Below are 24341 nucleotides of genomic sequence, written 5' to 3' on the forward strand. Positions count from 1 at the left end.
CTGCTGTCGCCGGCGGCGATCGACGCCACGTCGATGATGTCGTTGACGACGACGGGCACGCTGCTGTCGGTGTTCGATCCGTTGCCGAGCTGGCCAGCGCGGTGATGGTGGTGGGCCCGCCAGCGGGGCTGCTGATGTGGAAGGCCCCGTCGAGGGAGGCGACCCGTTTGGCCAGCCCGGTCAGGCCCGTGCCGGCAGCGGTGTCGGCGCCGCCCAGCCCGTCGTCGGTGACGCGTACTCGCAGCACCTCGCCGACCTGACTGACTGTCACCTCTGCGCGCGTCGCGTGGGCGTGTTTCGTCGTATTGGTCAGCGCCTCCGAGATCACGAAGTACGCGACTGACTCCACGTTGGGCGCCACCCGCTCTTCCAGATCGACCCGCAGCCGCACCGGCAGGGGCGTGCGGGCAGCCAGCCCGGTCAACGCCGCGTCCAGACCTCGGTCTTCGAGCACGGCCGGGTGCAGCCCCCGCACCAGGTCATTGAGTTCGGCGATCGCCTCCTTCGCCTCCAGGTGCGCTTTCGCGATCAGCTCGCGGGCATCACTCGGCAGGTCCGGGCGGGTGGCAAGGGCCAGACCCAGGTTGACCGCGAGAGACACCAACCGCTGCTGGGTGCCGTCGTGCAGGTCGCGCTCGATCCGGCGGCGCTCCGCGTCGACAGCCTCGATCAAGTCGTTCCGGCTCACGGCCAGCTGATCGACCCGCTCCTGGAGCCGCTGCGCCCGGCTGGGCCCGAGCAGGCCCAACGCCAGCCGGGCCTCGGCCCGGGCTACTGCCCGCGCGGTCCAGGGCAGGGCGCACAGCAGGAGGAGTCCAGCCGCTGTGTAAGCCGGCAGCTGGGTCAGGTAGCCGAACCAGTCCTGGCGGATTGCGGGTGGCAGTGCCCAAGACCAGGCGTAGGCAGTGACGTCCGCCAGGCACGCCGCTGCCGCCGCGAGCACCAGCAGCTCCAGCAGCGCGAGCAGCGGGCCCAGCAGGAGGTGGTAGCCGATCTTGCGCCAAGGCCGCGTCGCCGCGAGCCACCGGGCGGTCGAGGCCCACGTCCGTCGTTCCGGCGCGGTGGGGGTGAGCCGGGGGACGTCCACACCGATGAGCACCCGGTAGCGAGTCCGCTGAACGGCCGTCAGCACCGGGGCGCCGAGCAGGACCAGGGCGGCCGAGATGGAAGCCGTAAGGAGCCAGTTCCCCGTCCTGGCGGTAGTCGTCGCCGCCCAGGCCCACACTGGTACCAGCGCCAGGTGCGGCAGCACGCCAGCGGCAAGAAAGCCGGTGTCCCGCCGCGCCCGGAGAACCGTGCGTCTCAGTCCAGCTGGAATCGTCATGGCACGACGCTAGGGCACCGCAGAAGGACGGTGCCATGAAGCCTGCACCCGATCCCATGGTGAACCTAGGTGCACCGCCGTCGAGCACCGGCTCGCTGAAGTCAGCCGGCTGTGGGTGGCCGAGCGGGTGGCAGACGGCGAGGTTTCGACCCGAGATCGCCGTGTGGATCCTGAGCGGCTTGGCCCGACCTGGCCCGTGCCCTCCGCGAGGGAGACGAGAACCTGTACGGCACCTCCTGGCATCGCTGGACCACCCTGGCCATGCTCGCCGCACCCATTCCTCGGGGTCACGGCCGCCAGCGAACGGACCACCGTGACCACGCCGCCAGGGCTGGCCCCGCTGACCTGCGGCGAGATCCAACGTCTCTTCGCCGCCTTCGCAACCACGCGGCCTGGCGCGCTGGCTCAGTTGGTCATGCTGGCGCCGACGACACCAGGCCCGTGGACGAAGCAGCCACTACCAACGTCAGGCCCTCCAACAGCCGTGATCAAGATCTACAGCTAGCACTCACTTGCGTGTCAACGAGGCGGACATCGAGACCCGGCCAACTGCCCGTTCCCCGCTCAGCTTTTGCGCTCACTCAGGACGCAGGGCGCTCGGCAGCGTACTTCCTGTGGGGGAGCACGGCGCGGACATGCTCCGCTTTCTGAAGCTGTGGGGGAGCAACAAGCGCGGTTGCGGTCCTATCACTTTGGGCTCGTGTTTCGCGGCGTGGTGAGTGGCTGGCCGGAGGCGTGGTGATGAGCGGCGAAGCGACGTTTGTGTGAGGGACTTACCAGGGCCGGTTGTCTTTTGACAGTGAAGTTGACCTGCGGCGAATGGATTCGTTGGCAATCGATCACGCGAGGTGGGCTGGGGTTCGTAGCCGGGATTCGACAGTGATGCGTGAGCTCTGTTCACCGTGTTGGGTGGGTTTCCGTCACATAGGAAGCGAAAGCAGTCGTACTGGCCCTGTGGGCCAGGAGGCATGGTCGTGGAGGGGTGTCACCATGGTCCGCAGTGGCATGGTCACCAGGCGATCTTCGGGTTGTTCGACGAGTACGTTGTTGTCGAGCGGGTGCCATCCGAGGCGCTGGTAGAGCGGCACGAGGGGAGGTCGGCAGAACAGGAGTGCGTGCTGAGGACCCATCGTACGGGCGTGCTCGATGGCAGCTTTGACGACGAGCCGAGCCAGGCCCTGGCCTTGCATGCTGGGTGCGACGGCCACCCCGCCGACGCCCACCACCTCTGTCGTGGTGTCGCCGATCGAGACCGGCAGCCGCAGGAGGCCGGCGTGTGCCACGAGCCGGCCTTCGTGTCTGATGCCGAAGTGTTCCTCCTTCGGCAGCCAGGTCAGGCCGGTCGAGGCGACACCGAAGGGGTCATCGCTGTTGCCGAGGATCTCTTCCTGATCCGCCTTGGTGTACTGGGGGAGCCGTATGACGGTCGGTGCCACAGCAAATCGGTTCTCAGACATCGCCCCATGATGATCTCTTCGCCGAGCAGTAGCCAAGCGATTCTCCGCCGACATTGCAGGGTTCGCGTTGGTCCGGCAGGTTTCGCCCGAAGCCGTTCAACGCCTCCCCCTTGCTCGCCGCGACAGGGAGGCAGGGTCGGATCTAGGAGGCGATCGACCTGTTGCGCCGCCGGGACACCGCGTCGGTCAACGGCCGCGACGCTCGGGCCCACCTGCTGGCTAAAGGTTGTTCCGTAATTGATCTGGGACCTCTCAGCGTCGGTGGAGTAGTTGGGGGTTGGCGTCCGCCCTGCGGACCAGGAGTGGCCTTCGGGTACGCGTCTTGCCATGATTGCCTGGTGGACGATGACCAGCGCGTACACCCCTCGAAGGTGGCCGACGACCGTGCTTCGCTCACCTCGTTCCTCGACTACCAGCGGGCCACCCTGGCCATGAAGTGCGCGGGTCTGACTGGCGAACAGCTGAAGCAGAAGGCGATCCCGACCTCAGGACTCACGCTCCTGGGCCTGGTGCGCCACGCGGCCTCCGTCGAGCGGAGCTGGTTCCGCTTCATCGTGAACGCGGAGGACGTCAAGTCGCCTTGGCGCGGCGAGGTCGACGGCACGTTCGCCGAGTTCCTTGTCGAGGACGCCGACGTTGGCGAGGCGTTCGGAGTCTGGCGCGAGGAGTGCGCCCGTGCCCGCGCCGTAGTTTCTTCCTTCGATTCCCTCGACGACACCGTCGAATTCCGCGGCGAGACCATCTCACTCCGCTACGTCGTCACCCACATGATCGAGGAGTATGCGCGTCACAACGGCCACGCCGACCTACTGCGCGAAGCGATCGACGGAGCCGTCGGCGAGTAGATGGGGGAGCGTTACGGCTCGGCGAGCGCCACGGGTGATCACTGGTCGCTGTGATCACTGCGTCGGAGCCCTCTTGGGTAGCCCCGTTCACCGACGTGAGCCCACGCTGCTTCTCGAAGCTGGAGACCGCGGCCTGGCCCAGGACGGCCTGGCCTACCTCGATGCACTCAAGGCGCGCTGCGGGGGCAAGGAGGAATGGGACTTCCGGATCAGGCTCCTTGTCAGGGCCCGCTGCGGCCTGCTCGACGAAGCGATTGGGCAGGCTCAGACACACCCTGAAGGAGACACCTGGTACGCGGCCTGCTCTCTGTCCGGCCTCCTCGCCACGGCCGGCCGCACCGAGGAGACCCTCGGCGCTCTCGAACGTCACCCGACCTGCAACACCGAGCTCCGGACCAGAGGCCTCATCGACGTCGGGCCCATCGACAAGGGGGCGCAAGTCCTCCAGCAACGCTCGCGGCGCGCATCGGCAGACGATCCCTGCGCCCACTCCGACGAACCGCCGTTTTGACACTCCGTCCGTCGGCCTCGGGGCACTGGCGGGGCGGAGAAGAAGGCGGCCGGGATCTTGCCGAAGGGCGGGCGCAAGCGCACCGCCCTCGCTGAGCGCGGAGGTGCGTCACCGGTGACGCCACCGTGGCGGTGATGGGGAACTCTGAAATCGATCCTGGCCGCAGTTCCGTGATGACCTTGTGGGGTGAAGAGGCGAATCATGTGCCTCGCATGCACCACCGGGTCAGATCATGCGAGTGTCTGTGGATCTGTGCGTCCCAGCACTTCGGCGAGAGAAGTCCCGGTTCGTGCCGCTGTGATTCGACATGCTCGTAACTGGGCCCGGGTACGGGGGCGGAACTTGGGGTCCTTGCCGCAGCCGCAGGGTTCGCGGCCCTCATAACGCAGTCCGGCGTCCAGCACAGTTGCAACGACGGTCCACGCCTTGGTGTCTCGGCGCCGTGGTGCCGCGAAGTCATGGCCAGCACAGACCATTGGCTCGGAGCATCGGGGGCATGGGTGTCCGCCGGGCCCGGGGTGCCGCTTGAACGCGACGTGGCAGGGCACGCACACGTAATGCAGCTTGTAGGGCTTCTCGGCGTAGTAACACACGAGGTGAACGTACCTGGCATTGTGGTGGCTGGCGAGGCGGTTTCCGTAGCGCGGCTCATAGCTGGGTGAGGACGCGGGTTCGCAGGTGTTCGAACGAGGCTCGGCCGTGCATTGCATGCTTGAGTGTTTTCACCCGGTTCACGTATCCGTCAGCGACCCCGGAGCTCCAGGGCAGAGTCAGGCCGGCGGTCACCGCGTCGAGGTCCTGGCGGACGAAACCTTGCGAGGCCCTTCACCGGCTTCCGGTGCGTCCTGCTCGGCCTGCCGGATCCCCTCCAGCAGTAGGTATCCGCGCTGATGGCGGACCAGGCCGGCTAACGCCCTATCGAGGTCGCAGGCCTGGGGGATGTCCGGGCAGGCGAGCCGGACTTGAAGGAGTCGCTCCTCCTGGCTTTCCGTGAGCGTTCACGGGGCCCGCTGATCCACGAAGTGATCTTACGGGGGCTTGGGATGTCCGCCCGGACCGGTTCGGCGGTGCCTGCCCGCAGGGCAGACAGGTGTTTGCGGACGACGTGGCGACTGCTGCAGTAGCCGCGGGCCTGGATCTCAAGGAACAGCTGGGTGCCGCTGACCTGGCCTTGGGCCTTGGTGAAGCGGGCGTTGAGATATGCCTTGAACGGCTCCAGGACGCCGTTGGGACGGCCGTTGCGGCCGGGGGCCAGCAGCTCGTGGAGGTCGGTGTCGCGGAAGCGGCGCACGGTCCGGCACCCTCGGTGGCGGCAACAGCCTGAGCAGCTGGGTCTTGCCCGCGGCCAGCCGCAGGTGGCGGCACAGCCGCGCGGCCGGACGTCCGCCGAGTTCGCCCGGCCGTTGCCGCAGCCGCGGCTGACCACGGTCGGCGCGATCGTCGCGGGGCGCCTTCGGCGTCTGTTCGCGGTCGGCCCCGTTGCCGCCGCCCCGCCGGTCCCGGCGCAGCCGGCCGGCGTGTATGACCTGGTCCGGCTCCGCGAGGAGAAGGAGTACCGAGACCAGACGCCGGCGCCCTGGATGGAGAAGTACGCGCAGCTCGAGACTGAGGTCGCTGGCGCCGGGCGTCACCGGTCGTGTGCGGGGAGGACGGCACGTGCCCGCGTCTCGCCGTGCCCGGCGAGGACCTGTGCGCGATCTGTCTCGGCGGCGAGTAGCCGGTGCGCGCAGATGGCTGCGACCGCGGCGTCGTCATGACGGGGATGCGGTGCATAGTCTGCACCCTGCCCGAGGACGAGCCGGGTGCGTGCCGCGGCCATGACGGGCCGTGCGACCGGCCGGTGCAGACCGGCGGCCTGTGCGGGAGCTGCCGGATCGCCGCCGAGACACGCACCGCAAGTGGACCGGGGTGGCAGGCCGCGCGGAGCTCCACCGTCGCCGCCGTGCGCTTCGCAGACCGACGCCGGCTCCGGCACCCGCTGCGTTCCCGGATCCCGAGCCAGCCAGCTCCAGGCGGCGAAAAGTGCGGCGACACGCCGGTCTCCCCTTTGGCCGGGGAGCTACCTGCTGAGCATGCTCATGCTCAGCGGGACGGAACCCGCAACCAAGAAGAGCCACGGGCTCCAACATGAGAGGCACGCACATGCGACTCCGCAAGGTTCTGGCGATGACCGGTATCGCCGCCGCCACAGCCACCATGCTCCTCGGCACCTCCAGTCCAGCCAGCGCGTCGAGCTGGGGATGCACCGTCAACGCCTACCCGGCCGCCGCCACGGCCAGTTGCGCGGGCAATGGCCCCATGAGAGTGGCGGCCTACTGCGACAGCGACCACTGGCCGTACCGGACTACGATCTACGGCGCCTGGGCCTCGAACAACAGCGAGGTAGACAGGCTCAGCAATTGCTTCATCAGCTCAGCATGGGTTGAGGTGGCCTGAGTCCCACGGTGCCGAACCATACGCGGCCTCGAGCGCGCCCGCGGCAGCGGAGGAGACGTGGAGGATTGCCTCCACGAGGCGCGCTTGACGGCTGCGCCGGCGTGAGACGGTGACGAGCTCCTGGTCGAGCGTTGCCAGAACCGCGGTCATGCCACGCGCCGAGGCGGTGGTAGCCGGTTCCGGGCGGGCCCGGTGGCGGGTGAGCGATCTGCCGTACCGGCTCGGCGGCCTCGGCTGTCCGCACCGCGTCCCGCGACGCCGCGAGCCGCGCGTCGGCCGGAAGCCGTTCGTCGTGAACCCGGACCTCCGCATGGGTCAGTTCCTTGCGGAACACGCGAGTCTGCCGTGCGGTCCACGGGCGCAGGTGCTCTGCCTGCGCCAGCATTGCGGCAGCTGTCGGCCGGCGCGAGATGCCCTCGCGGCTGAGCTCGTTGTCGTACATCGGCTCCATGCCCCGCCGGCACTCGGTTCGCCGGCTGCTCCGCTTAGATCACGGCGAGCGTGCGCAGCATCCCACTCGTGCACCTGTCCTGGTTCTCTCACGACACGTAGCGGAAGCCGTCGGTGAGGAAGAGGGTCAGGGCGCCGAGCTGGGCCAGGGCCGCGGTGCTTGCAACCGCCGAGGCCTCGATCCGGTGGTCCGAGCTCCGGTAGGCGGCCGGCAGTGCGCGGAACTCGTTCTCGTCGGCGAGGTGACAGCGGGGAACGTTTGTCATCGGGTACGGAAGAACAGTCGCTCGGTCGAGAGAGGCGGGAGCTGTCGAGCTTCGAAAACACCGGGGCGACACAGCGATGGTGACAGGCGCCGCCATGTGCCGGCCGTCGTGCACCTGCGGGCCGGTTGTCATACCTGGGTTCTAGGGTTCGGCATATGTCCCGCCACACACCCAGCCGTCCGGTGGACGTGGAGAGCCTCTTTCCTGAGTTGCTCCCCTTTCGCCGTGAGTCCGTCCGCCTGCACCCACGTCCCGGTTCTCCGACCTGCAAGGACAGTTCCGTCGGAGGTCCTTTGCTCTGGCCTGCCGCGGAGCCATGGCCGGTGTGCCGGGAAGAGCACTACGACATGGACTCCGGGGGCGGTCCGGAACCCGCCGTACCCCTGGTTCCGATCGTGCAGGTCCATCGTGTCGATGCGCCTGGCGTGCCCTTTCCCAAGGGGACGGACCTGCTCCAGGTCTTGTGGTGCCCTTACGGCCACGGCGAGTTCTGTTACCCCTCGCCCCGGGTCCACTGGCGGGACTCCGGCGCCATCGGCGACGTATTGCCAACCCCGGAACCGGCGGACGGGCTTCCCAAGGACTGGTACCCGGCTTCCTGCGTGGTTCACCCCGAGCAGGTGACCGAGTACCCGAGCTGGGACCTGCCTGATGACGTCTACGACGCGCTGAGAGACCGGTTCGACGCACTGCTCGCAGAAGCCGGCCTGAGGTACTCCTACCACCTCGCGGAGGCGCCAGGGATCAAGCTGGGCGGCTATCCCGGCTGGACGCAGGAACCGTACTGGCCCGACTGCGAAGGGTGTGGCGGGCGGATGGAGCATCTCCTGACCGTGGCCAGCTGGGAGTTCGACGGCGAGTCCTGGCGCACGTGGCTTCCCGAAGAGGACCGGGCCGACGAGAACGATGCGGACGGCCTGCGTTGGAAGGCCGATGCCCACAACCCCGCCGGACTGTGCCTCGGCGATGCCGGAGGCGTCTACATCTTCGAGTGCCGTACGTGCCCAGAGCGCCCCATCGGACACTGGTTCGACTGCTCGTGACCGCAGGTCCAGCGTGCCTGCTGCATGGCACGAGCACACTGTGAAGGGTAGCGGCCGACCGTTCTCGGAACTCGGCAACACGGATCTGCGCCCACTGAAGGTGTTCTCGGCATGGGGCTGCAGACGCTCTCGGTCTCGGGTTCTGGCGCAACTTCTGCGGACCTACTGCAGTGGTTGCTGACACTGGATAAGGGCTCGCTGCGCAGAAGGCGCTCCTCTATCGTGAGCCGGAGCGGGATGGCGCGCATTCTCGCAGGCTGCGGTGCCGTGGCAGAGCGGCCCATTGCGATCGACGTGGGCGAGGCCCCGTTCACGGCGACTGACGGAGACGGGGCGGGCCTGTCCCTATCTGTCCGCGGGTTCGAATCCCGTCGGTACCGCAGCCGCCCTGCGAGCTTGTCCAGCGCTCGCACTGCGACACCGGTCCAGGGCCACAGAAGTTGAGCCCGAGCCGGTCCCCGACGACGTGGCCACCGGGCGGACTCGCACCCCGGTGGTGCGGACATCCGCCTTCAGGAGGGCGGGGTCCTGGCGGTGAACATGCTTGTAGAGTCACGGCCGACGTGCACGGCGCCGCCCTGGTGGTCGAGGGCCGCCTGGACCAAGTCGCCGGTCTCGGTCCTCCCGGGTCCGGACGGACCGCTTGCGACCACCATCACCGGCTTCTCCCGCTGTACGGCGTTGTCGCGTCGCTGCCGGGAGGATCAGCCGGTGCAGCACGTCCCCGGTGCTGCCCCTCGCTCAATGCCGCCGAGGCCACGTGCTCGTTCAATGGGCCCTCTCTGGGGGCTGTTGGCCTGCGGCAGCGAGCCTTGATCCCGTGCCACGAAGTTTGATCGCCCGCTACCCCTGGGTGGCCCTTTTGCGCCTCCGAGTTGGCCACGCTGGCCGTTCCGGCAGGTCTGTCGGGCGGCTTGATACAACACTGCCGGGACGTCGTTAGTAGGGTTAAATGTTCGAGTAAAAGACTTGGGTAAAGGTCTGCTACTGTCCAGGCTGGAGGTAGACCCGTGGCATCTGAGGAAGAGCTGTTCGCGAACATCGACGCCCTGCTGGAGGAGGAGCCGCAGCTCCCTCCTCCCGCAGAGCGTGCCCGGCTGCGTGAGGCCGCCGGCATCACCCAGGCCCGCCTCGCACAGGCCCTGCAGCTGAAGTCGACGCAGAGCATCAAGAACTGGGAGAACGGCCGCTCCGAGCCGACCGGGTCGCGCTTGGCGGCCTACCAGCGGCTCCTCAAGGGCTGGGCCGCGAAGTACCCCAAGCACGTCAACGCCCCCGCTGCCGCGCCGCAACCGGCCCCGCCGGCGATGTTCACCGGGCAGGCCGCCCCCGCGCCGGAGGCGGAGACGGCCGTGCCGCTCCCGGCTCCCGTCGTGCCGGTCGCACCCGAGCGTTCGGCCACGCGCCCGACGTCGCCGTCGCGCCGCCCGACGTCGCCGTCGCGGCGCCCGACGCCGTCGTCGCGGCGCCCTGCGGAGGAGAAGGCCGCCGCGCCTGCGCTGGACCCGCGCTTCCCCCACGGGCCGCTCGCCGTGCTGGACGGCGACGGCTCCGCGTACGGCACGGCCGGCATCGTGCTGGACTGTCCGGCCACCACGATCCCCGAGCTGGTGGAGTGGACCCTCAAGGAGTCCGGCCTCGGTGCGCCGAAACTCAACAAGAACGGCAAGGACCAGGACCCGCTGATCGTGCTCACCGCAGCCGCGGCCACGCGATTCGGGCTGCCCGAGCATCTCGAGGACCGCCGCGGTCTGCGCCTGCCCGACGACCACCCGGTCGTCAAGCAGGTGCGGAAGGCGAAGTGGCAACTCACCCAGCGAGGCTTCGGCCCCTGGGCCCGGATCTACCGCAAGGCCCAGGGCCGCGAGCGGCAGTGCGTGCAGCTCGCGATCCTGGCGTGGGACGCCCTCGACGAGCGGTCCTGGCCCGGCGTTGCCGAGATGGAGCCGGCCGACGTCGCTCGCGTCCTCGGCGTCTACGCCCAGCGGGTCATCACCCCGCGCGGCTCCACAGCCGTCTCGGGCCTGGAGCTGATGACCGCGCTGCGCCCGCCCACCCGGCCGGTGCGCGACGAGGAGACCGGCAACTGGGTTCCCGGCCACAACCCGGGCTCGCTGGGCACGGAGCCGATGGACCCGGCGCCGCCGGAGGGTCAGCCCGAACACCCCGCGATCCACCGGATCGGCTGGAAGGGCGGCTTCCTGCACGAGGAGGCCTACCAGTGGGTACGGCCGGTGGACCTGCTCACCGACGAGGAGTGCACGCTGCCGTACGCGGTGGGCCTGGACCTCAACACGGCCTTCCTCGCGGCCGCCGCCCGCCTGTCCGTCGGCCTGTCCGCGCCCGACCACTTCGTCGGCCCGAAGTTCTACCCGAAGGTCCCCGGCTCCTGGCTGGTCGACCTCTCCCACGTGGAACTGGACCCGCGCCTGCCCAGCCCGTTCACACCGACCGGTGAGCGCCCGACGGGACCGGCCTGGTACCAGACACACACCGTCGCCTACGCCCAGGAACTCGGCTACAACGTCGAGCCCATCGAGGCATACCTGCGCCGTGAGACCGGCGCATACCTGGACCCCTGGCACGACCGCCTCAAGACCGCCTACGTCGACACACTCGCCGACCTCGGCGTCACCAAGGACCTCACCGACGCCGAGTTCCTCGCCGCGATGGAGGTCCACAGGGACATCGACCCTGCGATGGCCGCCGTGCTCGCGGCGATCAAGGCCACCATCAAGGGCGGCATCGGCAAACTCTTCGAGAACCCGCAAGGAAAGGGCTACAAGGACGGCGACCCATGGCCGGCCATGCAGCGCCCGACCTGGCGCCCCGACATCCGCGCCGCCGTCATCTCCAAGGCCCGCGTCAACATGCACCGCAAGATGCTCAACATGGCCAAGATGACCGGACTGTATCCGCTCGCGGTGCTCTCCGACTGCGTCGTCTACCCCGCCCCCAGCCCCAGCCCGCTCGACTTCCTCCCGTACGCGGAATCCGGCAAGCCTATCCCCGGCGCCTTCCGCCTCGGGCCCAGCCCGGGCCTGGCGAAGCTGGAAGGCGTCCAGTCGATGCTCTGGGCGGTCGACCTGATGGAACAGGGCCTCAACCCCGCCCGCCACATCAAGGGCGGCGACGCCGTCATGGACGAAGGGGAGTAGGCCGTGACGGACATCCACAACGCGATCGAGCGCGCCGACCAGGAAGTCTTCACCAAGGCCCCGCCCAAGACCCTCAAGGGCCAGGTCGGCTTCCTGCGCAAGTACCTCAGCGCCCAGGAGATCGGCGACGAAGCCGGAGTCACGGCCGACTCCGTCAACCGCTACCGGCGCGGCGCCCGCAAGCACGCCCGCCCCGACGTGGCCGCGAAGATCGAGGCGATGGTCCGCGAACGCTGGCAGCCCCTGGTGCGCAAGCGCCGGCAGAAGAAGGCCGCCACCACCGGCGGGATCACCGTGGAGACGAGGGCCCGTTTCGGCTACGCGGCGCCGGTCGGCACGACCGACGACGGACGCTTCCGCCGACTCACCGTGCACCTTCCCCCGGCGTACGCGCAGCGGCTGTTCGACGCCCGCGACGCGGGAGCCAGCGACCAGGACATGCGCAGAATCATCGCCGAAGGATTTAAGGAAGTGTATTTCCAGGACGGCGGCGTCCGCGCTATGGGACTGACGGACGTGGAAATCAACGACATCGACTATTTGGATTTGGACTACTGATTTCGGAGTCTTTGATGTGAGCCACGCAGAGCTGTTGAGCCGAAGCACGATGGTTGTCACATAGGCAGGCTGGTTGTCACCGACGACGGACGACGGTTGTGAGCGGTTGAGCCTGAACGCGACAGGTCGACAACTGTGACCATCCGCGTCCGGCCTCCTCGTTCCGGTTCCCTGGGTCGGCCTCTGCGGGCTCAGAGAAGCGGCGTTGTCAGTGGGCTCTGCCAGGGTGTGCCCATGGATGAAGTGGTGGAGCGTGTCGACGGTCAAGATCGTTTGCTGGGGATGGTGGTCAGCCGCCGGCAAGCCATCCGGGAGGGTTGGCTGCACCGAGTCGCCGTGACGGTGTGCCGTGATGAGCGTGGACGGATCTTGGTCCACCGACGGTCGGAGCATGTATCGCGCTTCCCGGGGCTCTATGAGGTCGGGGTCGGCGGCGCCGCACATGTCGGCGAGTCCTATGAACAGGCCGCCGCGAGGGAGCTGGCCGAAGAGGTAGGCATTCGTGCGCTGCCGCGCCTGCTGTTCACGTTCATCAACCGCAGCGGCTTGAGCCCTCACTGGCTCGGCGTGCACGAAGCCGTGGTGCCGGACGCCGTGGTCCTCGATCCGGATGAGGTCGCCTGGCATGGCTGGCTGACCGAGCCGGAGCTGCGGTCGGCTCTGCTGGAGGGGCACTTCACCCCCGACAGCAGCGAAGCCTTCAGCCGCTATCTGGCGTTCCGGACCGCGCGGCCCTGACCTCGCCCATCCGCTCAGGCTCAGAGTCTGTCGACCGCCTTGGCCAAGTGCGCGGCGTGGTGAGCGTGCCGTAGCAGGGCTGGTGGTCGGTGGTGCGGAGCCAGTGGAAGCCGCCAGCGACAACCACCTGGGCCGTACGATCAAGAAGTACGGCTGCGTCGACCTGCTCCGTCTCGACGGGCTCAGCTACGTCACGCTCGACGGGCACGGTGCCGAGCTGCTGTTCCAGATCTTCACCGAACGCGAGGAACGGCACGCGATCGCGATCGCCTCGAACCGGCCGTTCAACGAAGTGGACCAGACCTTCGCCGACAAGCGGCTCTGTCAGGCCATCGTCAACCGCTCACCTTCGAGGCCCACATCATCGAGACCGGCACCCGGTCCTTCCGCCTGGCCGGCAGCACCGCGAAACGCGTGGCGGCGGCCGCCTGAAGATTCACCGGCAGGGGGCCAGCCGCCACTTCGCCCCCCGGGGGCAATTATCACATCGACATGGCCTCACGGGGCTACGCTGACGTCATGTCACCGTCAGACTGGCACCGCATCAACGGAGCGCGGGGATTCCATCGCGTGGAGATCGCCGTCGGCAGCGTCTTCAAGCGCCCCTACCTGCTTCTCGCTTGCGCCGGAATGGCCATACTCACCGTCAAGTTCGGCGGTGACTTCCCCATACTGCACGTGGTGGCCGTCCCCACCATCTTCTTGCTGACTCAATGGAGCCTCGGAGCTTTTCGGCGTGGTCACTCCCGCCGCGGTGACCACAACTGATCCGAGTACAGGGCTCTGGCGGGACAGATATGGCGGGACACGATAGGTGCCAGTTCCCCTCTGCCGTCGCTCTCATGACCCCTCGGGCCGGCGCCGACAAGGCGCCCGCCCGTCCGCATTCCTGTGAGGGGAAGCAGCCGAGCCGGTCCGCGGCGGGCTGCGGCCTCTGCGGGACCCGCGGAGGCGATGTACGGGGACGATGAGGCGGGCGTGGAATGAGCGTCGAAACCAGGTCAGGGTGCTGCTCAGCGCCCGGCTGCTGCCGACCCGCTCGGCACGCCGTCACGCCAGGTGGAACGGGCAGTCGGTGTAGCCGGCCTGTCCACCGCCGTAGAACGTGGCCGGGCCGGACTCGGTCAGCGGCAGGTTCTCCCGGTAGCGGCGGACCAAGTCCGGGTCGGCCAGGCAAGGGCGCCTATGGACATGATCGGCAGCGGGACTCCACGATGGGGCGCATGCTGAGCACCCTCTTCGCCTTTCTCGGCGCCTGCACCCTGATCGCGGCCTCGCCCGGCCCGAGCACGATGCTGATCATCCGACAGTCCTTGCGCAGCCGGCGTGCCGGTTTCCTCACTGTGCTGGGTAATGAGACTGGCGTCTTCACTTGGGGTGTCATTGCGGCATTCGGGCTCACTGCACTCCTTGCGGCCTCCCAGTTGGCGTACGACATCATGCGGATCGCCGGTGCCGTGACTCTGGTCGGTTTCGGTATCAAGACGCTGCTGGACGCTCGTAGCGAGCAGGGAGAAGAGGCGAGCCAGGATTCACCGGCAGTGCGCTCGGGCTGGGCTGCGTACCGCTCGGGCCTGCTGCTGAACCTCGCCAACCCCAAGGCCGCAGTGTTCGCGATGTCCTTCCTGCCGCAGTTCGTGCCTGCAGGCGCCCCTCATCTGCCCACCATGATCGGCCTGGCGGCCATCTGGGCCGTCTTCGAGGTCGGCTACTACGGACTCTATGTATGGTTCGTCGGCCGCATGAAGAAGATCATCTCCCGAGCCAAGGTGCGCCAGCGCCTCGAGCGGGTCTCCGGCACTGTGTTGGTCCTTCTTGGCGTTCGGATGGCTGTCGAGAGCTGACGACGGCTGACGCCGTGGGTCACGTCTGACCAGACCGCCGAGGTGTGACGTGCTCAACCGTTCTGCCTGCCACTACTACTGGCGGCGCCAGCCTCTGAGCAGGGAGCCGATCGGGCGGCCGGTTCAGGGCACCCGGCAGACCGGGGGCTGTCCCATGGAGGCGGGTGTGCGGCCGAGAAGGCTGCGGGCCGTGCGGGCGAGATGGGCTTGATCGGCGAAGCCGGCCGCCGCGGCGGCCGCCGCCACCGTGCTTCCTGGCAGGGCGGCAACGGCGGCCCGCAAGCGCGCCCACATCCTGAGCTGCACGAGCGGCACTCCCACTGACGTACGGACCAGGACGCGCAGACGTGCCGGAGACAACCCGACGTCGGCGGCGATCGAGCCGATCTCCGCGGGCGGGGTGTCGCGGATGCATTCCCCGATCGCATGGGCTACGCGGGGATCGAGGCGGTGCGCGGCCCCGGTCAGAGCGTTGAGTTCGACTGCGGCTGCGGCTGCGGCGAGGTCGGCGTCCGGTCCAGGTACCGCGTCTGGGCCCAGGGCGGCGAGGACGCGGCGCACGGCGGCCCGGTCGAGGTGGGCCAGGCCCAGGTCGGGAGGCAGCTTCCAGGGGTCGAGGAACAGGGCGGTGTAGGAGGACGAGGCGCTGGCCGTGTGGACGAGCCGAGGGGGCACGATCACGCCGGCCGAGGTGACCGGACGCTTTCCTGACAGCCCGGTCCCGACGAGCCCGTCGGGCGACAGGACGACCTTCCACACTGGGTGGCGGTGCGCGGTGACGCTGAACGCGCCGGTCTCGGCGAACATCGCCCCGTTCGGATCCGAGGCGAACACCAGACGGCGATCGTTTCGTTCAAGCGCCCATGCGCGGGCAGGGGCGATGCTCACGCCATGAACCGTATCGCGGCCGTTTCGCTGGGGGTCTTCCTGTCGGGGGTGGGGGTGGCGCACTTCGTGGTGCCCGGTTACTTCCGCACCCTGGTTCCGAGGTGGCTTGCCCGGCCGGGGCTCCTGGTCGCCACCGCCGGCGCGGCGGAGATCACGGTAGGCGCGCTGGTGCTCACCCCGCGGTGGCGTGCGGCGGGCGGGTGGGCCGCCGCCGCGCTGATCACCATCTATCTGGTCTCCCACATCGATGCTCTGCGGTCCGCGCGTGCCGACCGGGCCCGGTTCCTGGAGCGGCCGGTCGGAGCGGCGGCGCGGGTCGTGGTCAACCTCTTCTACATCTACTGGGCGATCGCGGTCGCCGAGGCGGCCGCTTGATGCGGAACCCGACGAGGACGAAGGACGCCGACCCCCGCTCCTCGGCCGCCACGCCCCGACCACGGGCCCTCGGCGGGCTTTCGGTGACGATGTCACGAATCGCCGCGGCGCCCGTCTCTCAGATGTGCGCCTGCTCAACGCGCCCATATCCGAACCTTTGAAGGGGCGAAAACGTGGTCGAGCCCTGGTGGCCGCTGGCCGGCCTCGCCGTCATCCACCTCGCGGACGCCGCGATGTGCCTCAAGCCGGTCGGCTTCATCCGTGACTGCCTGCGGGACGTCGGATTCCCCCGCCGGTTCTGGCCGCTCCTGCCGCTGCTGAAGACCGTAACGGCCGCAGGACTGGTCGCGGGCATCTGGTCCGCCCCGCTGGCGGTACTGACCAGCGCCGCCGTCGTCTGCTACTTCCTCACCGCCGTGGGCATGCACATTCGCGCCCGCGACCTGGGACGCAACCTCTTCCTCAACGCCACCGGCATGCTCGTGCTCAGCACGGCCACCTTCATATTCGCCCTGCAAAGCGCCTGAGAAAGCGTTGGGAAGCCTGGTCGGACCGACTTCGCGACGCCAAGGCCCGAAGAAGGAGACTTTCGCGTTCGCCACCTACCTCGTGATCATCATCCTCACCTCGGCCGTCAACGGCTCGGCCGCCATACCCAACTTCATCGGCCACGAGTACCCCAAGAGCCAGGCCGACAAATTGCGCGTGCCGCGGTCCTGGATGCGCCCGCTGGGAGCACTGTTGGCGGCGGGGGCGCTGGGATTGCTGGCCGGGTTCGCCGTGCCGGTGCTGCGCACGCTCGCCGCCGCCGGTCTCGTGCTGTACTTCCTGGGTGCGTTGTGGGCCCACCTGCGGGTCCGTGACTACCAGTTGGGCTCCTGGGTCGTATTTTTCTGTCTGCCGGTGGCCGCCCTGGCCGCGAGCTTGATGTACCACGGCACGTGATGGCCTCCGGGGAGGATCGGAACGGCCAGTAGCGGGAGCGGTCAGCCGGTGGTGAGCTGCCCGGGGACGCGACCGAAGGCGCGGAGTTCGTGTAGGTCGGAGATGTGGTTGGAGAGGGTGCCGGGGCTGACGCCGAGGATCTTGGCGGTCGAGGTGATCGAGTTCTCGGGGTTGGGGAGCATGGAGCGGGCGGCACGGATGGTCTCCGGGGTGGCGACGGTGGGGTCGGCCGCCGACGCGGCCGCGTGCGCGTGCGCGTGCGGAGTCCGGGCCTTGGTGGGTGCCGGAGACGCGTCGGCGGCGGCTCAACGGTTCACGCTGGTAAGTCACTTGCTGAGCGGGTCAGGGACTGGAACACCGGCACGACCGTCTCGGCGCCGGAGCTGGCTCGCCGCCCGCGCAGCAGGGCCGTTGTCACGGGTGGCGGTTACCTTGCAGCTCGGCGCAGAACCAAGACAGGTTGCAGGAAGAGGAGCGGTAATGGTCGTCGAGGTGGGGTACGCGCAGGCGTGGGACCTGGAGGCTTGTGCGTCCTGGCGGCCGATGTCCGCCGAGGAGGCCCAGGAGCGGGATGTCGCTGGGCTTTCGTACGTGGTGGTGTACCGGGAGCCGGGTCGCAAGGCCCCGCTGGAAGTCCGGCTGGTCTGCTGGCGGGACCACTACGTCGGGCTGTTGGTCTACGACGCCCAAGGCCGCCGCACCTACGATCTGGACATGCGGCTGCTGGACGACCCGTCGCGGCTACTGCGCCGATACTCCGTCGGCTGGTACTACACAGGCCCAGAGATGGCGGAGTTCGACAAAGAGTGCCCTCGCATCACCCTGGACCTCCTCCCGGACGGGAGGGGCCGAAGGACGGAGGAGCGGCAGGGGCAGTGCGGGAGCTCCTACGCCACCTCGCCCGGACTCCGGGACGACGAGCGCTGGATGGACCGCCCCGCCTTCGGGGAGTGGCCGCTGCTCTCGGCCCGGGTACACGGGCTCATTGATCCGCCGGCCTTCGAGGCGGCTGAGGTGTCCGAGGCAGTCGAGCCAGGTGACGGAGGAGCCCCCGCTACCTGCTGGCGTCCGCCGCGCCCCGCCCAGCCCGGGCCGATCAACGAGTTGTTCCGGCCCGGGGTTCGCGTGACCGACGGGTACCACCCCGAAATGACCGTCGTGGAGCCGCGCCGGGTCGGCACCCTGCGCGTGCCCAGCGGGCTGCTGGCCGTCTCCGGCCCGGACATCGACCACGGCGACGGGCCGCGCATCACGGTCCCTGTCCCGCCCGGGGAGTACGTACTCGACGAGGCGCGGGTCCGCTTCAGCTACCACTGCGAGTGGCGGGACGCCGAGGTCACGACCACGCAACCCACGGCCGTCCGCCTGCTCGTCAGCGAGACCCCCGCAGCGACCTGGGAGATGGCCCTCGGCCCGGACGACGATCCCCGGCTGTTCATCGAGCAGCAGATAGCCGGCTTCGACACCGACGGTGCCACCGGCTGCTTCGCCGACGCCGGGTCCTGGGATCCGCATATCGCGCTCTTCGAGCGGGGTCTGATCCGGGGGGAGTCGGACCTGGACGGGTACGAGGACATCGACGACGGTTCCATGTTCATGCAGCGCACCCGGGACGAGGCTTCCGGCGGCGAGCTCATGTCCTTCGCGACGACCGGGGACGGTACCTACCCGGTGTGGGTCGGCCGTTCCGAGGCCGGTGAGGTGACCGGCGTCGTGGTGCTGGTGGAGGGGATGCCCGAGCTGCTCCCGGAGTGGGACGGAACCCCCACCGATGCGGCTGTGTAGGCAGGGTGTGTTGTTCGGACAGGTTGGTGACGCGGCTGGCGGGGGAGACGGGCGTTGGCCTGAGATGCCGGTGTGGGGTCGGTGGCAGGTGAACCAGTCGATCCAGTGGATGAACGCCGTGACGCCTACCTGGCCACGATGGCCGACCTCGGTGTCGACTCCGACCTGTCGCCGGAGGACTTCCTGACGGCGATGGGCGGTTACGAGGAGCGCGACCCGGAACTCGCGATCGTCGTCTCGGCGATCAAGGCGACGGTCAAGGGCGGGCGGCCCGGGCAAGCTGCGCGAGCGTCCCCGGGGCGAGGGCTGGAGGCCGGGCGAGTCGTGGCGGGCCCCGTCCCGGCCGACGTGGCGGCCGGACATCCGGGCGGCAGTCATCTCCCGCGCCCGGATCAACCTCCACCGGAAGATCGTCAAGCACGCTTCGTTCACCGTCCAGTACCCGGTCGCGATCCTGTCCGACTGCATCTCTATGCGGCGACCGGCGAGAGTCCGCTGGACTTCCTGCCCTACTGGGAGGGCAAGCCGCTGCCCGGCGGCTTCAAGCTCGGCATCAACCCCGGCCTGGTTAAGCTCGAGGGCACCCAGGCCGTGCTGTGGGGTGAGGAGGTCCGCGAGTGGTTCAACGCACCGGGGCTCAACCTCGCCCGGTACACCAAGGGCGGCATCGTCACCGACGTCGACTACGGAGAACGGAGTAGGTGATGAGCCTGTTCGGGGACGGCCTCGAGGCTGCGGTGCAGAAGGCGTTCACCCGCCCGGCGCCGAAGTCGGCCGGCGCGCGGATGCGGTACCTCGTCAAGCAGCTCAATGGCACGAAGGCGGTCGCCCAGGTGCTGTGGGTCTCCCAGCGCACCGTCGAGCGGTACGTGGAGGAGCAGATCAAGGAGCCCGCCCAGACCTCGCCACGCGTCTGGAGCGCGAGGTGAAGAAGCGGTGGCAACCCCGGACCAGGGCCGGGGCCAAGGCGAGGGTGGCCACCACCGGCGGCATCGTCATCGACACCCGCGTCCGCATGGGCTACACCGCGCCGATCGGGTCGACGGACCAGGACCGCATCCGGCGCCTGACTGTCGTCCTGCCGCCCGTCTACGCCGCCTGCCTCTTCGACGTCCGGGAGGCCGGCGCCACCGACCAACAGCTCCAAGAGATCGCAGCCGAGGCGCTCAAGGAGGTCTGCTTCCAGGACGACGGCCGACGTGCCGGGTCCCTGAAGGAGGTCCGGTTCACCGACGTGGAGCACCTGGAGTTCGAGCTGTAGAACTCCGGATGTGGAGCGGGCATGGACCAGACGGTCCGGGCCTGCTCGGTCTTTGCGGTCAAGGCGCGGAAGCGGGCTCCGGCTCGTCCGGGCCGTGATGGTGTGCAGGTCGTCACGCATCCGGGTCGCTGTGGACCGGTCGGGCAAAGACCTCCAGCGGTTTCTTGGTCGCCTGGAGCGTCGGCTGGTCGTGCTGGTTCACCACAAGGTGCAGAAACTGGATCTCGGTGCGCCGTACGGCATCCTCCTCGCCTCAGGGCGGGAAGAGGTGCGGTACGGAACTGTGCACGTCGTTCAGGCCCTGATCCGTCATGTTCTTCAGGAGTCCGAGCTTCTCATCACTGCCAGGTCGCGGCAGCCCGTCATCAGGGCCGCCGGCCAGCGGCCGGTCGGTTCTGCCCTGCGAAGGGATGGCGTTTTCTGGTTTGGGGTGGACGGTGGGGGGCGAGGCGTAGGGGTTTCGGACGCGTCGAAAAGGCTCGGCCTTTTCCCGCGTCGTGTCGAGGGAAGGCCCGCCCGTTTCCCTGCGTCGTGTCGAGTGAAAGGTGCGCCTTTGCCGTGCTCAGGGGGTGGGACGCGCAGTGCGTAGCAGGACGGCCGCGCCGATGGCCGGAACGGTGAGTGAGAGCACCACGATCACGAGCCGCGCGGTATGAGTGACGTGGAGGGTGTGGGGGAGGCCTGCGATGATCACCAGCATGGGGACCGCCGTCGTGGTGACTGTGCCGATCACTCTGCTGCGCTGTTCCCAGAGCGGCGAGTCCCACAGCATGAGCAGCGAGGCCAGCAGCAGGAACAGCCCCACGACGATGTTGAACAGGAACATCGGCCCGGCCACGGTCAGCATGGCGACGGTGGGCCAGGCACGCCTGGGCGGCGGGCCCGCGACTGTGGTCGTCGGCCCGCCCTGTGCGCGGCGTGGCGCGGGCGGCCCCTCGGCGAGCGCGGACGCGGCCACCGTGTGGGGCTCGCCCAGGTCCGTGAGGACCTTTCGCAGCTGCTGCTCGCCCTCGGCGCGGCTCGCCTCGATGTGCTCGCGCAGGTCCGCCAGGAGCTCGGCCCGGCGCTCGGCGGGCAGTTCGGCCGTCTCGCGCGCGACGGCGTCGAGGTAGGCGGCCACGAGTGGATGGTCGATGGTGTTCATGAAGGTTCCCCCTGTTGTTCGCTCGGCGACTCGCGCAACTCGGTGTCGAGGAGCCCGCATCGTGCCAGACCGGTCCGACAATCAAGCGCTGTCCCGCGCACATTACGGGGGCCTCGTGACGTCTGCGCATTCGTGTCGGCAGCCGCTCGCGGGCCCGGCACCCCGGCCCCGGGTTGTCCGGCCACGAGGGCCTGGTCGACGAAGACGCGGACCAGCTCAAGAGCCTCGGCGGCCGGCATTTCCTGCCTCCACCTCTTCGTGCAGTGCCGGTCGCAGTGCAGGTCGACGACGTGTCCGGCCGTCGTGGTGTCCCGGTGTCGCACGTGCGGCTGCAGCGGGCAGCTGACGTGCCGGGCCTCGTCTTCCAGGCGGAACCGGCCATCGCGGCGTGGAACCGTGAGGGGAAGGGTCCGCTCCTTGCGGCAGCGGCTGCATTCCAGCAGGTGCGCAGCGACCTCCTCCCGCCGCAGCAGGTGCTCCGGGATGCCCTCGCCCTCGAGGGGGTTACAGCTGGCGCAGACCGGGCTGCGGAGCAGGTCGTGTTCATGGCAGTGGTCCCACATCGAGGCCCTGCTCGACTGGCGCAGTCGGCACAGGTAGTCGTCGGCCCGCAAACTTCCGGGCCGCACCTGCCCGTACGGCACTGCGCGCAGGGGCCCGGAGTACGCGGTGAACTCCGCCTCCGAGCACGGCCGGCACATCGTCACGTACCCGGTCCTGGTCGGCGTCCTCCAGCCGCTCCAGCCGCTCCAGCGCGGCCCTCGCGCCCCGCACCGCGAGCACAGCCGCGCTCGCTCGAGGAGCTTCGCCTCCAGCGTCTTCCACCGGTCAAGGAGGTCGGCGTAGGCGCGGGGCAGCCACCAGCGGCCCTCGCTCCGGGTGAGCAGCTCCAGGGGGCAGGGGCCGGCGATCGTGGAAGAGCTCCCGGATCCGTTCCGCGCGGAGACGAACTCCTCCCACGTCAGCTCGCCCGGCAGGCCGTTCTTCCCGAGCCGCGCCCACCCGCTGCGCTCGGTGTACGGCCGGTGGGCCGTCTCCTTGGACAGGGCCTCGTGGTACATCCAGCCGGCGATCTGGCCGCGCCAGTCAGCGCGGTTCCAGGCGTCCTCGTCCTCGCCGCGGCCCTCTTCGCGCCACCGCTGTCCGGGCCCCGATGCCGCCGATCGACAACCCAGAGCTCGCCCTGGTCCTCGCCCGAGTGCCGGACTCCCTGGCGCAGACCGGTGGCAATCTGTACGCGGTCATCATCGACGTCGCCGTCAACGCCTGGATGGCCGACCACATCCACGGCGAGGACGGCTGCACCGGCTGCACCGGCAGCCGCGGCCCGGCCGGACACGAGGGGGAAGCGAGGATGCGCATCGTCATCGAGCTGCAGCCGAACATCTCCAAGTGGTTCGACCGCGACGTGTGGACCCGCGCCGTCAACGACGCGGGCTCCAATGTCATCCGCCGCTGACGCCAGCGCGCAGGAACAAGCAGGACACCCGGGACGACGAGCTGCCGCCCGCACCGTGCGGCCATGGGCTCCATCTGAATACCGGTGCGCAGTGGCTTCACCGAGAAGCGGGAGCCCTTGATCGGGCCGTGGCAGATCAGCCCGGTCGGGGTCGGGATGCCGATGCCGTCGGGGGAGAGGATGAAGGCCGAGCCGTGCGTAGAAGTCAGTCAGCTCCGGCTCGTGCGTGGCGTACAGGACGGCGGCGCCAGAGCAGCTGCTGCGCGGCCGGGTCTGCGGGCACGGCCACGACGATCCGAACCTCGGTCCGTTCTCGTACCGGACCTTTGCCGGGCTGGTCGGCGGGCCGCTGGACGGCCGGCTGTTGGATGTTCATGGCTGGCGGAGCGAGGAAGTCGACGACGGCGTCGCCGTGGCACTGGGCTTGCCTGGTGGCCACGGCGGTCGCGCCCTGCGCGACGCGACCCGCGCCCCGGCGTGCCTCTGCGGCCGGCCCTGGCATCGTGTGCCGCTTTCTGCTGCTCCGGTGACGCACTCTGACTGCCGGCCCGTCGTGCGCCGCGGCCTGTGTGGGCCTTCGGTCAGTTGGCTGGTGGTGTTCTCGGTCTGCAGCGGGTCCACTGGACGCGGGTTTGCCGGGCCGGCTCCGCGTTGTCTGCCGGTCTTCGGTGTCGGCGTGGATCTGGGCGGCGTGGGCGCGCAGGCCTTCTGCAGCCCCTGCCGCTTGGCTGCGTCCATGGCCTGACGCATCTCGGCTGTCTGGTCGCGTTGCTGGTTCGACGCATCTCGTCTGTGGTCTCGCTGGGGTCCTGTCGCTCACCGCCCGGTCTTTGACGAGCGACCTTTCGATGGCCTGCCCGAAGCCCCGTTCAGCCGGTGCTCACTCGTGATGGGCTCGTGTCCTGCGTGATGGGCTCGTGTCCGGGCGGGGGAGGCTTCCTGATGAAGGGTTTCGCAAAGACCGTGGGCGCGAGTTGCGCCCGGGCTGCCCTTTGCCGACCTGTGCGGCACAGGCACCCGGGCCCACACCGGGACGCACTGTCAGGCCCGCGGCCGGGCCGCTCCACTGGCCGCTCCGCGTCCGGAATGGAGCGCCCTCCCTGCCCTGACGTGCGGGGAGGGCGTCCCGGCGATGGGGGCGCCGCGAGCGCCGTGCCGTGCCTGTTCGGTTGCTGATTACGGCTTGCGTCCGCACCATGCCACGAGGTGGTCGATGGCCGGCGCGTCCGCGTCGATGTCCACCGCGGGCGCGAACGGTGCGCCGTCACGTGGCCCGGTGGGCAGGCCGCGCTTCATGGCGGCGTACGAGATCGCTACGAGTTGGGGATCCCAGTCCGGGAACTGTCCGGTCGCGGTGGCTATGTCCCAGGTGTGCACGGTGAATTCCGAGGTCCACACGGCCGCCGCGGCCCCGCCCGGAAGGCTGCCGAACGGCAGTTTCAGTATCCGGCCCAGGACCTCGGGGTCCGCCCACGCCGCCTCGACCTCGCGCACCGCGGCGTCCCACGCCTCTTGCCATGCGGTGTCCGCAAGGTCGTCGGCGACCGTGGGCAGAGTCATCACGTCGCCGCCGCGGCCGGCGAGGGCGATCCGCCGCAGCACGGCGACAAGGTGCCCGGCCAGTTGCCGGACGGTGAACTCGGTGCAGGGCGTGGGCCCGTCGAACTGCTCGGGCCGGACTGCGGCGATGGTGTGCCCGGCCAGCGCGATTGCTTTCAGCAGGCCCTGGCGGGGGTCGTCGGTGGCGTCAGGGGTGACAGTGGACCGCGGGGTGTTCTCCATGTTCTGCGTCATGACCTCATCCTGGAAGCCGAACAGGTCATCTCCTGGCCTATTTCGGCAAGACAATGGTCG

The 24341-nt window shown here is 69.2% G+C and carries 23 protein-coding genes, 1 tRNA gene and 6 pseudogenes; 21 read left to right on the plus strand and 9 right to left on the minus strand.

Annotation, left to right across the window (positions count from 1 at the left end; genetic code table 11):
• A partial coding sequence (locus tag ACWEJX_RS28175) for a sensor histidine kinase (protein WP_451610227.1) occupies positions 1 to 1324 on the minus strand: 1324 nt, incomplete at its 3' end.
• 231 nt (positions 1325 to 1555) lie between these two features.
• Here ACWEJX_RS28175 and ACWEJX_RS28180 point away from each other — a divergent pair.
• Positions 1556 to 1812: pseudogene (locus tag ACWEJX_RS28180) on the plus strand (IS701 family transposase); the annotation flags it as partial.
• A 432-nt stretch (positions 1813 to 2244) separates the two neighbouring features.
• On the opposite strand, the gene ACWEJX_RS28185 reads toward ACWEJX_RS28180, so the two are convergent.
• Positions 2245 to 2781 carry a GNAT family N-acetyltransferase gene (locus tag ACWEJX_RS28185; RefSeq protein WP_451610228.1) on the minus strand — a complete coding sequence of 179 codons (537 nt, stop codon included), beginning with the start codon at positions 2779 to 2781 and terminating at the stop codon, positions 2245 to 2247.
• 338 nt (positions 2782 to 3119) lie between these two features.
• On the opposite strand from ACWEJX_RS28185, the gene ACWEJX_RS28190 reads away from it, so the two are divergent.
• From ACWEJX_RS28190 to ACWEJX_RS28205, 4 genes and pseudogenes are all read left to right on the plus strand, one after another.
• Positions 3120 to 3626 carry a DinB family protein gene (locus ACWEJX_RS28190; protein ID WP_451610229.1) on the plus strand — a complete coding sequence of 169 codons (507 nt, stop codon included), beginning with the start codon at positions 3120 to 3122 and terminating at the stop codon, positions 3624 to 3626.
• Positions 3627 to 3667: 41 nt separating this feature from the next.
• Positions 3668 to 3754, plus strand: a pseudogene (locus ACWEJX_RS28195) (IS5/IS1182 family transposase); the annotation flags it as partial.
• A gap of 1473 nt (positions 3755 to 5227) precedes the next feature.
• Complete coding sequence (locus ACWEJX_RS28200) at positions 5228 to 5461, plus strand: hypothetical protein (protein WP_451610230.1); 234 nt, start codon at positions 5228 to 5230, stop codon at positions 5459 to 5461.
• An 842-nt stretch (positions 5462 to 6303) separates the two neighbouring features.
• Entirely contained in the window at positions 6304 to 6573 is a 270-nt protein-coding gene (locus tag ACWEJX_RS28205; protein WP_451610231.1) for a hypothetical protein, read from the plus strand.
• A gap of 539 nt (positions 6574 to 7112) precedes the next feature.
• Here the strand turns inward: ACWEJX_RS28205 and ACWEJX_RS28210 are convergent.
• Entirely contained in the window at positions 7113 to 7289 is a 177-nt protein-coding gene (locus tag ACWEJX_RS28210; protein WP_451610232.1) for a hypothetical protein, read from the minus strand.
• 347 nt (positions 7290 to 7636) lie between these two features.
• On the opposite strand from ACWEJX_RS28210, the gene ACWEJX_RS28215 reads away from it, so the two are divergent.
• Together ACWEJX_RS28215 and ACWEJX_RS28220 are read left to right on the plus strand one after the other, a co-directional pair.
• Positions 7637 to 8332: a DUF1963 domain-containing protein gene (locus ACWEJX_RS28215; RefSeq protein WP_451610233.1), complete on the plus strand. Its 696-nt coding sequence runs from the start codon at positions 7637 to 7639 to the stop codon at positions 8330 to 8332.
• A gap of 261 nt (positions 8333 to 8593) precedes the next feature.
• Positions 8594 to 8712, plus strand: a tRNA-Arg gene (locus tag ACWEJX_RS28220).
• 132 nt (positions 8713 to 8844) lie between these two features.
• Here the strand turns inward: ACWEJX_RS28220 and ACWEJX_RS28225 are convergent.
• Positions 8845 to 9006 (minus strand): annotated as a pseudogene (locus ACWEJX_RS28225) (zeta toxin family protein); the annotation flags it as partial.
• Between the two features lie 336 nt (positions 9007 to 9342).
• Between ACWEJX_RS28225 and tap the strand changes: the two are divergent.
• The 6 genes and pseudogenes from tap to ACWEJX_RS28255 all read left to right on the plus strand — a co-directional run bounded on the left by tap (position 9343) and on the right by ACWEJX_RS28255 (position 14630).
• On the plus strand, positions 9343 to 11490 hold the full coding sequence (tap, locus tag ACWEJX_RS28230) for a telomere-associated protein Tap (RefSeq protein ID WP_451610234.1): 2148 nt from the start codon (positions 9343 to 9345) through the stop codon (positions 11488 to 11490).
• 3 nt (positions 11491 to 11493) lie between these two features.
• Positions 11494 to 12048, plus strand: coding sequence for a telomere-protecting terminal protein Tpg (gene tpg, locus ACWEJX_RS28235; RefSeq protein ID WP_451610235.1), 555 nt, complete (start codon positions 11494 to 11496; stop codon positions 12046 to 12048).
• Between the two features lie 234 nt (positions 12049 to 12282).
• Positions 12283 to 12786: an NUDIX hydrolase gene (locus ACWEJX_RS28240; RefSeq protein WP_451610236.1), complete on the plus strand. Its 504-nt coding sequence runs from the start codon at positions 12283 to 12285 to the stop codon at positions 12784 to 12786.
• Positions 12787 to 12889: 103 nt separating this feature from the next.
• Positions 12890 to 13069, plus strand: a pseudogene (locus ACWEJX_RS28245) (ATP-binding protein); the annotation flags it as partial.
• A 287-nt stretch (positions 13070 to 13356) separates the two neighbouring features.
• Positions 13357 to 13554 carry a hypothetical protein gene (locus ACWEJX_RS28250; RefSeq protein ID WP_451610262.1) on the plus strand — a complete coding sequence of 66 codons (198 nt, stop codon included), beginning with the start codon at positions 13357 to 13359 and terminating at the stop codon, positions 13552 to 13554.
• Positions 13555 to 14009: 455 nt separating this feature from the next.
• Positions 14010 to 14630, plus strand: a complete 621-nt coding sequence (locus ACWEJX_RS28255) for a LysE family translocator (RefSeq protein ID WP_451610237.1) — start codon at positions 14010 to 14012, stop codon at positions 14628 to 14630.
• A 123-nt stretch (positions 14631 to 14753) separates the two neighbouring features.
• Here the strand turns inward: ACWEJX_RS28255 and ACWEJX_RS28260 are convergent, their stop codons facing one another.
• Positions 14754 to 15518, minus strand: coding sequence for a helix-turn-helix domain-containing protein (locus tag ACWEJX_RS28260; protein ID WP_451610238.1), 765 nt, complete (start codon positions 15516 to 15518; stop codon positions 14754 to 14756).
• Positions 15519 to 15521: 3 nt separating this feature from the next.
• On the opposite strand from ACWEJX_RS28260, the gene ACWEJX_RS28265 reads away from it, so the two are divergent.
• From ACWEJX_RS28265 to ACWEJX_RS28275, 3 genes are all read left to right on the plus strand, one after another.
• A complete protein-coding gene (locus ACWEJX_RS28265) occupies positions 15522 to 15893 on the plus strand; it encodes a hypothetical protein (protein WP_451610239.1) in 372 nt (123 codons plus the stop codon).
• Between the two features lie 173 nt (positions 15894 to 16066).
• Complete coding sequence (locus ACWEJX_RS28270) at positions 16067 to 16420, plus strand: DoxX family protein (protein WP_451610240.1); 354 nt, start codon at positions 16067 to 16069, stop codon at positions 16418 to 16420.
• 82 nt (positions 16421 to 16502) lie between these two features.
• A complete protein-coding gene (locus ACWEJX_RS28275; RefSeq protein WP_451610241.1) occupies positions 16503 to 16838 on the plus strand; it encodes a DoxX family protein in 336 nt (111 codons plus the stop codon).
• A gap of 41 nt (positions 16839 to 16879) precedes the next feature.
• On the opposite strand, the gene ACWEJX_RS28280 is transcribed toward ACWEJX_RS28275, so the two are convergent.
• Positions 16880 to 17020 (minus strand): ArsR family transcriptional regulator, encoded by a 141-nt coding sequence (locus tag ACWEJX_RS28280; protein WP_451610242.1) that lies wholly within the window; start codon positions 17018 to 17020, stop codon positions 16880 to 16882.
• 298 nt (positions 17021 to 17318) lie between these two features.
• Between ACWEJX_RS28280 and ACWEJX_RS28285 the strand changes: the two genes are divergently transcribed.
• The 3 genes and pseudogenes from ACWEJX_RS28285 to tpg (ACWEJX_RS28295) all read left to right on the plus strand — a co-directional run bounded on the left by ACWEJX_RS28285 (position 17319) and on the right by tpg (ACWEJX_RS28295) (position 19884).
• A complete protein-coding gene (locus ACWEJX_RS28285) occupies positions 17319 to 18623 on the plus strand; it encodes a DUF4241 domain-containing protein (protein ID WP_451610243.1) in 1305 nt (434 codons plus the stop codon).
• A 117-nt stretch (positions 18624 to 18740) separates the two neighbouring features.
• Positions 18741 to 19328, plus strand: a pseudogene (locus ACWEJX_RS28290) (telomere-associated protein Tap); the annotation flags it as partial.
• Positions 19328 to 19884, plus strand: a pseudogene (gene tpg, locus ACWEJX_RS28295) (telomere-protecting terminal protein Tpg). The pseudogenes ACWEJX_RS28290 and tpg (ACWEJX_RS28295), both read left to right, overlap by 1 nt.
• Before the next feature lie 562 nt (positions 19885 to 20446).
• On the opposite strand, the gene ACWEJX_RS28300 reads toward tpg (ACWEJX_RS28295), so the two are convergent.
• Both ACWEJX_RS28300 and ACWEJX_RS28305 read right to left on the minus strand, forming a co-directional pair.
• Positions 20447 to 21028 carry an HAAS signaling domain-containing protein gene (locus ACWEJX_RS28300; protein WP_451610244.1) on the minus strand — a complete coding sequence of 194 codons (582 nt, stop codon included), beginning with the start codon at positions 21026 to 21028 and terminating at the stop codon, positions 20447 to 20449.
• A complete protein-coding gene (locus ACWEJX_RS28305) occupies positions 21025 to 22089 on the minus strand; it encodes an endonuclease domain-containing protein (RefSeq protein WP_451610245.1) in 1065 nt (354 codons plus the stop codon). Before ACWEJX_RS28305 ends, ACWEJX_RS28300 begins: the two co-directional genes overlap by 4 nt.
• A gap of 92 nt (positions 22090 to 22181) precedes the next feature.
• Between ACWEJX_RS28305 and ACWEJX_RS28310 the strand changes: the two genes are divergently transcribed.
• The gene (locus ACWEJX_RS28310) at positions 22182 to 22487 is read left to right on the plus strand and encodes a hypothetical protein (RefSeq protein ID WP_451610246.1); all 306 of its coding nucleotides are present in this window, start codon (positions 22182 to 22184) and stop codon (positions 22485 to 22487) included.
• A gap of 226 nt (positions 22488 to 22713) precedes the next feature.
• Entirely contained in the window at positions 22714 to 23232 is a 519-nt protein-coding gene (locus ACWEJX_RS28315) for a hypothetical protein (RefSeq protein WP_451610247.1), read from the plus strand.
• A gap of 431 nt (positions 23233 to 23663) precedes the next feature.
• Here ACWEJX_RS28315 and ACWEJX_RS28320 read toward each other — a convergent pair whose 3' ends face one another.
• Positions 23664 to 24281 carry a TIGR03086 family metal-binding protein gene (locus ACWEJX_RS28320; RefSeq protein WP_451610248.1) on the minus strand — a complete coding sequence of 206 codons (618 nt, stop codon included), beginning with the start codon at positions 24279 to 24281 and terminating at the stop codon, positions 23664 to 23666.
• Positions 24282 to 24341 lie beyond the last annotated feature (60 nt).

It is taken from the genome of Streptomyces sp. NPDC004788, from assembly GCF_053601115.1.

Excerpts from the sequence above, each read along its gene's own strand:
- ACWEJX_RS28205 (WP_451610231.1), top strand. The coding sequence starts at position 6,304 with ATGACCGGTATCGCCGCCGCCACAGCCACCATGCTCCTCGGCACCTCC.
- ACWEJX_RS28280 (WP_451610242.1), bottom strand. The coding sequence starts at position 17,020 with ATGCTCCCCAACCCCGAGAACTCGATCACCTCGACCGCCAAGATCCTC.
- ACWEJX_RS28300 (WP_451610244.1), bottom strand. The coding sequence starts at position 21,028 with ATGAACACCATCGACCATCCACTCGTGGCCGCCTACCTCGACGCCGTC.
- ACWEJX_RS28285 (WP_451610243.1), top strand. The coding sequence starts at position 17,319 with ATGGTCGTCGAGGTGGGGTACGCGCAGGCGTGGGACCTGGAGGCTTGT.
- ACWEJX_RS28185 (WP_451610228.1), bottom strand. The coding sequence starts at position 2,781 with ATGTCTGAGAACCGATTTGCTGTGGCACCGACCGTCATACGGCTCCCC.
- ACWEJX_RS28215 (WP_451610233.1), top strand. The coding sequence starts at position 7,637 with ATGGACTCCGGGGGCGGTCCGGAACCCGCCGTACCCCTGGTTCCGATC.
- ACWEJX_RS28305 (WP_451610245.1), bottom strand. The coding sequence starts at position 22,089 with ATGTACCACGAGGCCCTGTCCAAGGAGACGGCCCACCGGCCGTACACC.
- ACWEJX_RS28240 (WP_451610236.1), top strand. The coding sequence starts at position 12,283 with ATGGATGAAGTGGTGGAGCGTGTCGACGGTCAAGATCGTTTGCTGGGG.
- ACWEJX_RS28210 (WP_451610232.1), bottom strand. The coding sequence starts at position 7,289 with ATGACAAACGTTCCCCGCTGTCACCTCGCCGACGAGAACGAGTTCCGC.
- ACWEJX_RS28320 (WP_451610248.1), bottom strand. The coding sequence starts at position 24,281 with ATGACGCAGAACATGGAGAACACCCCGCGGTCCACTGTCACCCCTGAC.
- ACWEJX_RS28310 (WP_451610246.1), top strand. The coding sequence starts at position 22,182 with ATGCCGCCGATCGACAACCCAGAGCTCGCCCTGGTCCTCGCCCGAGTG.
- ACWEJX_RS28265 (WP_451610239.1), top strand. The coding sequence starts at position 15,522 with ATGAACCGTATCGCGGCCGTTTCGCTGGGGGTCTTCCTGTCGGGGGTG.
- ACWEJX_RS28255 (WP_451610237.1), top strand. The coding sequence starts at position 14,010 with ATGCTGAGCACCCTCTTCGCCTTTCTCGGCGCCTGCACCCTGATCGCG.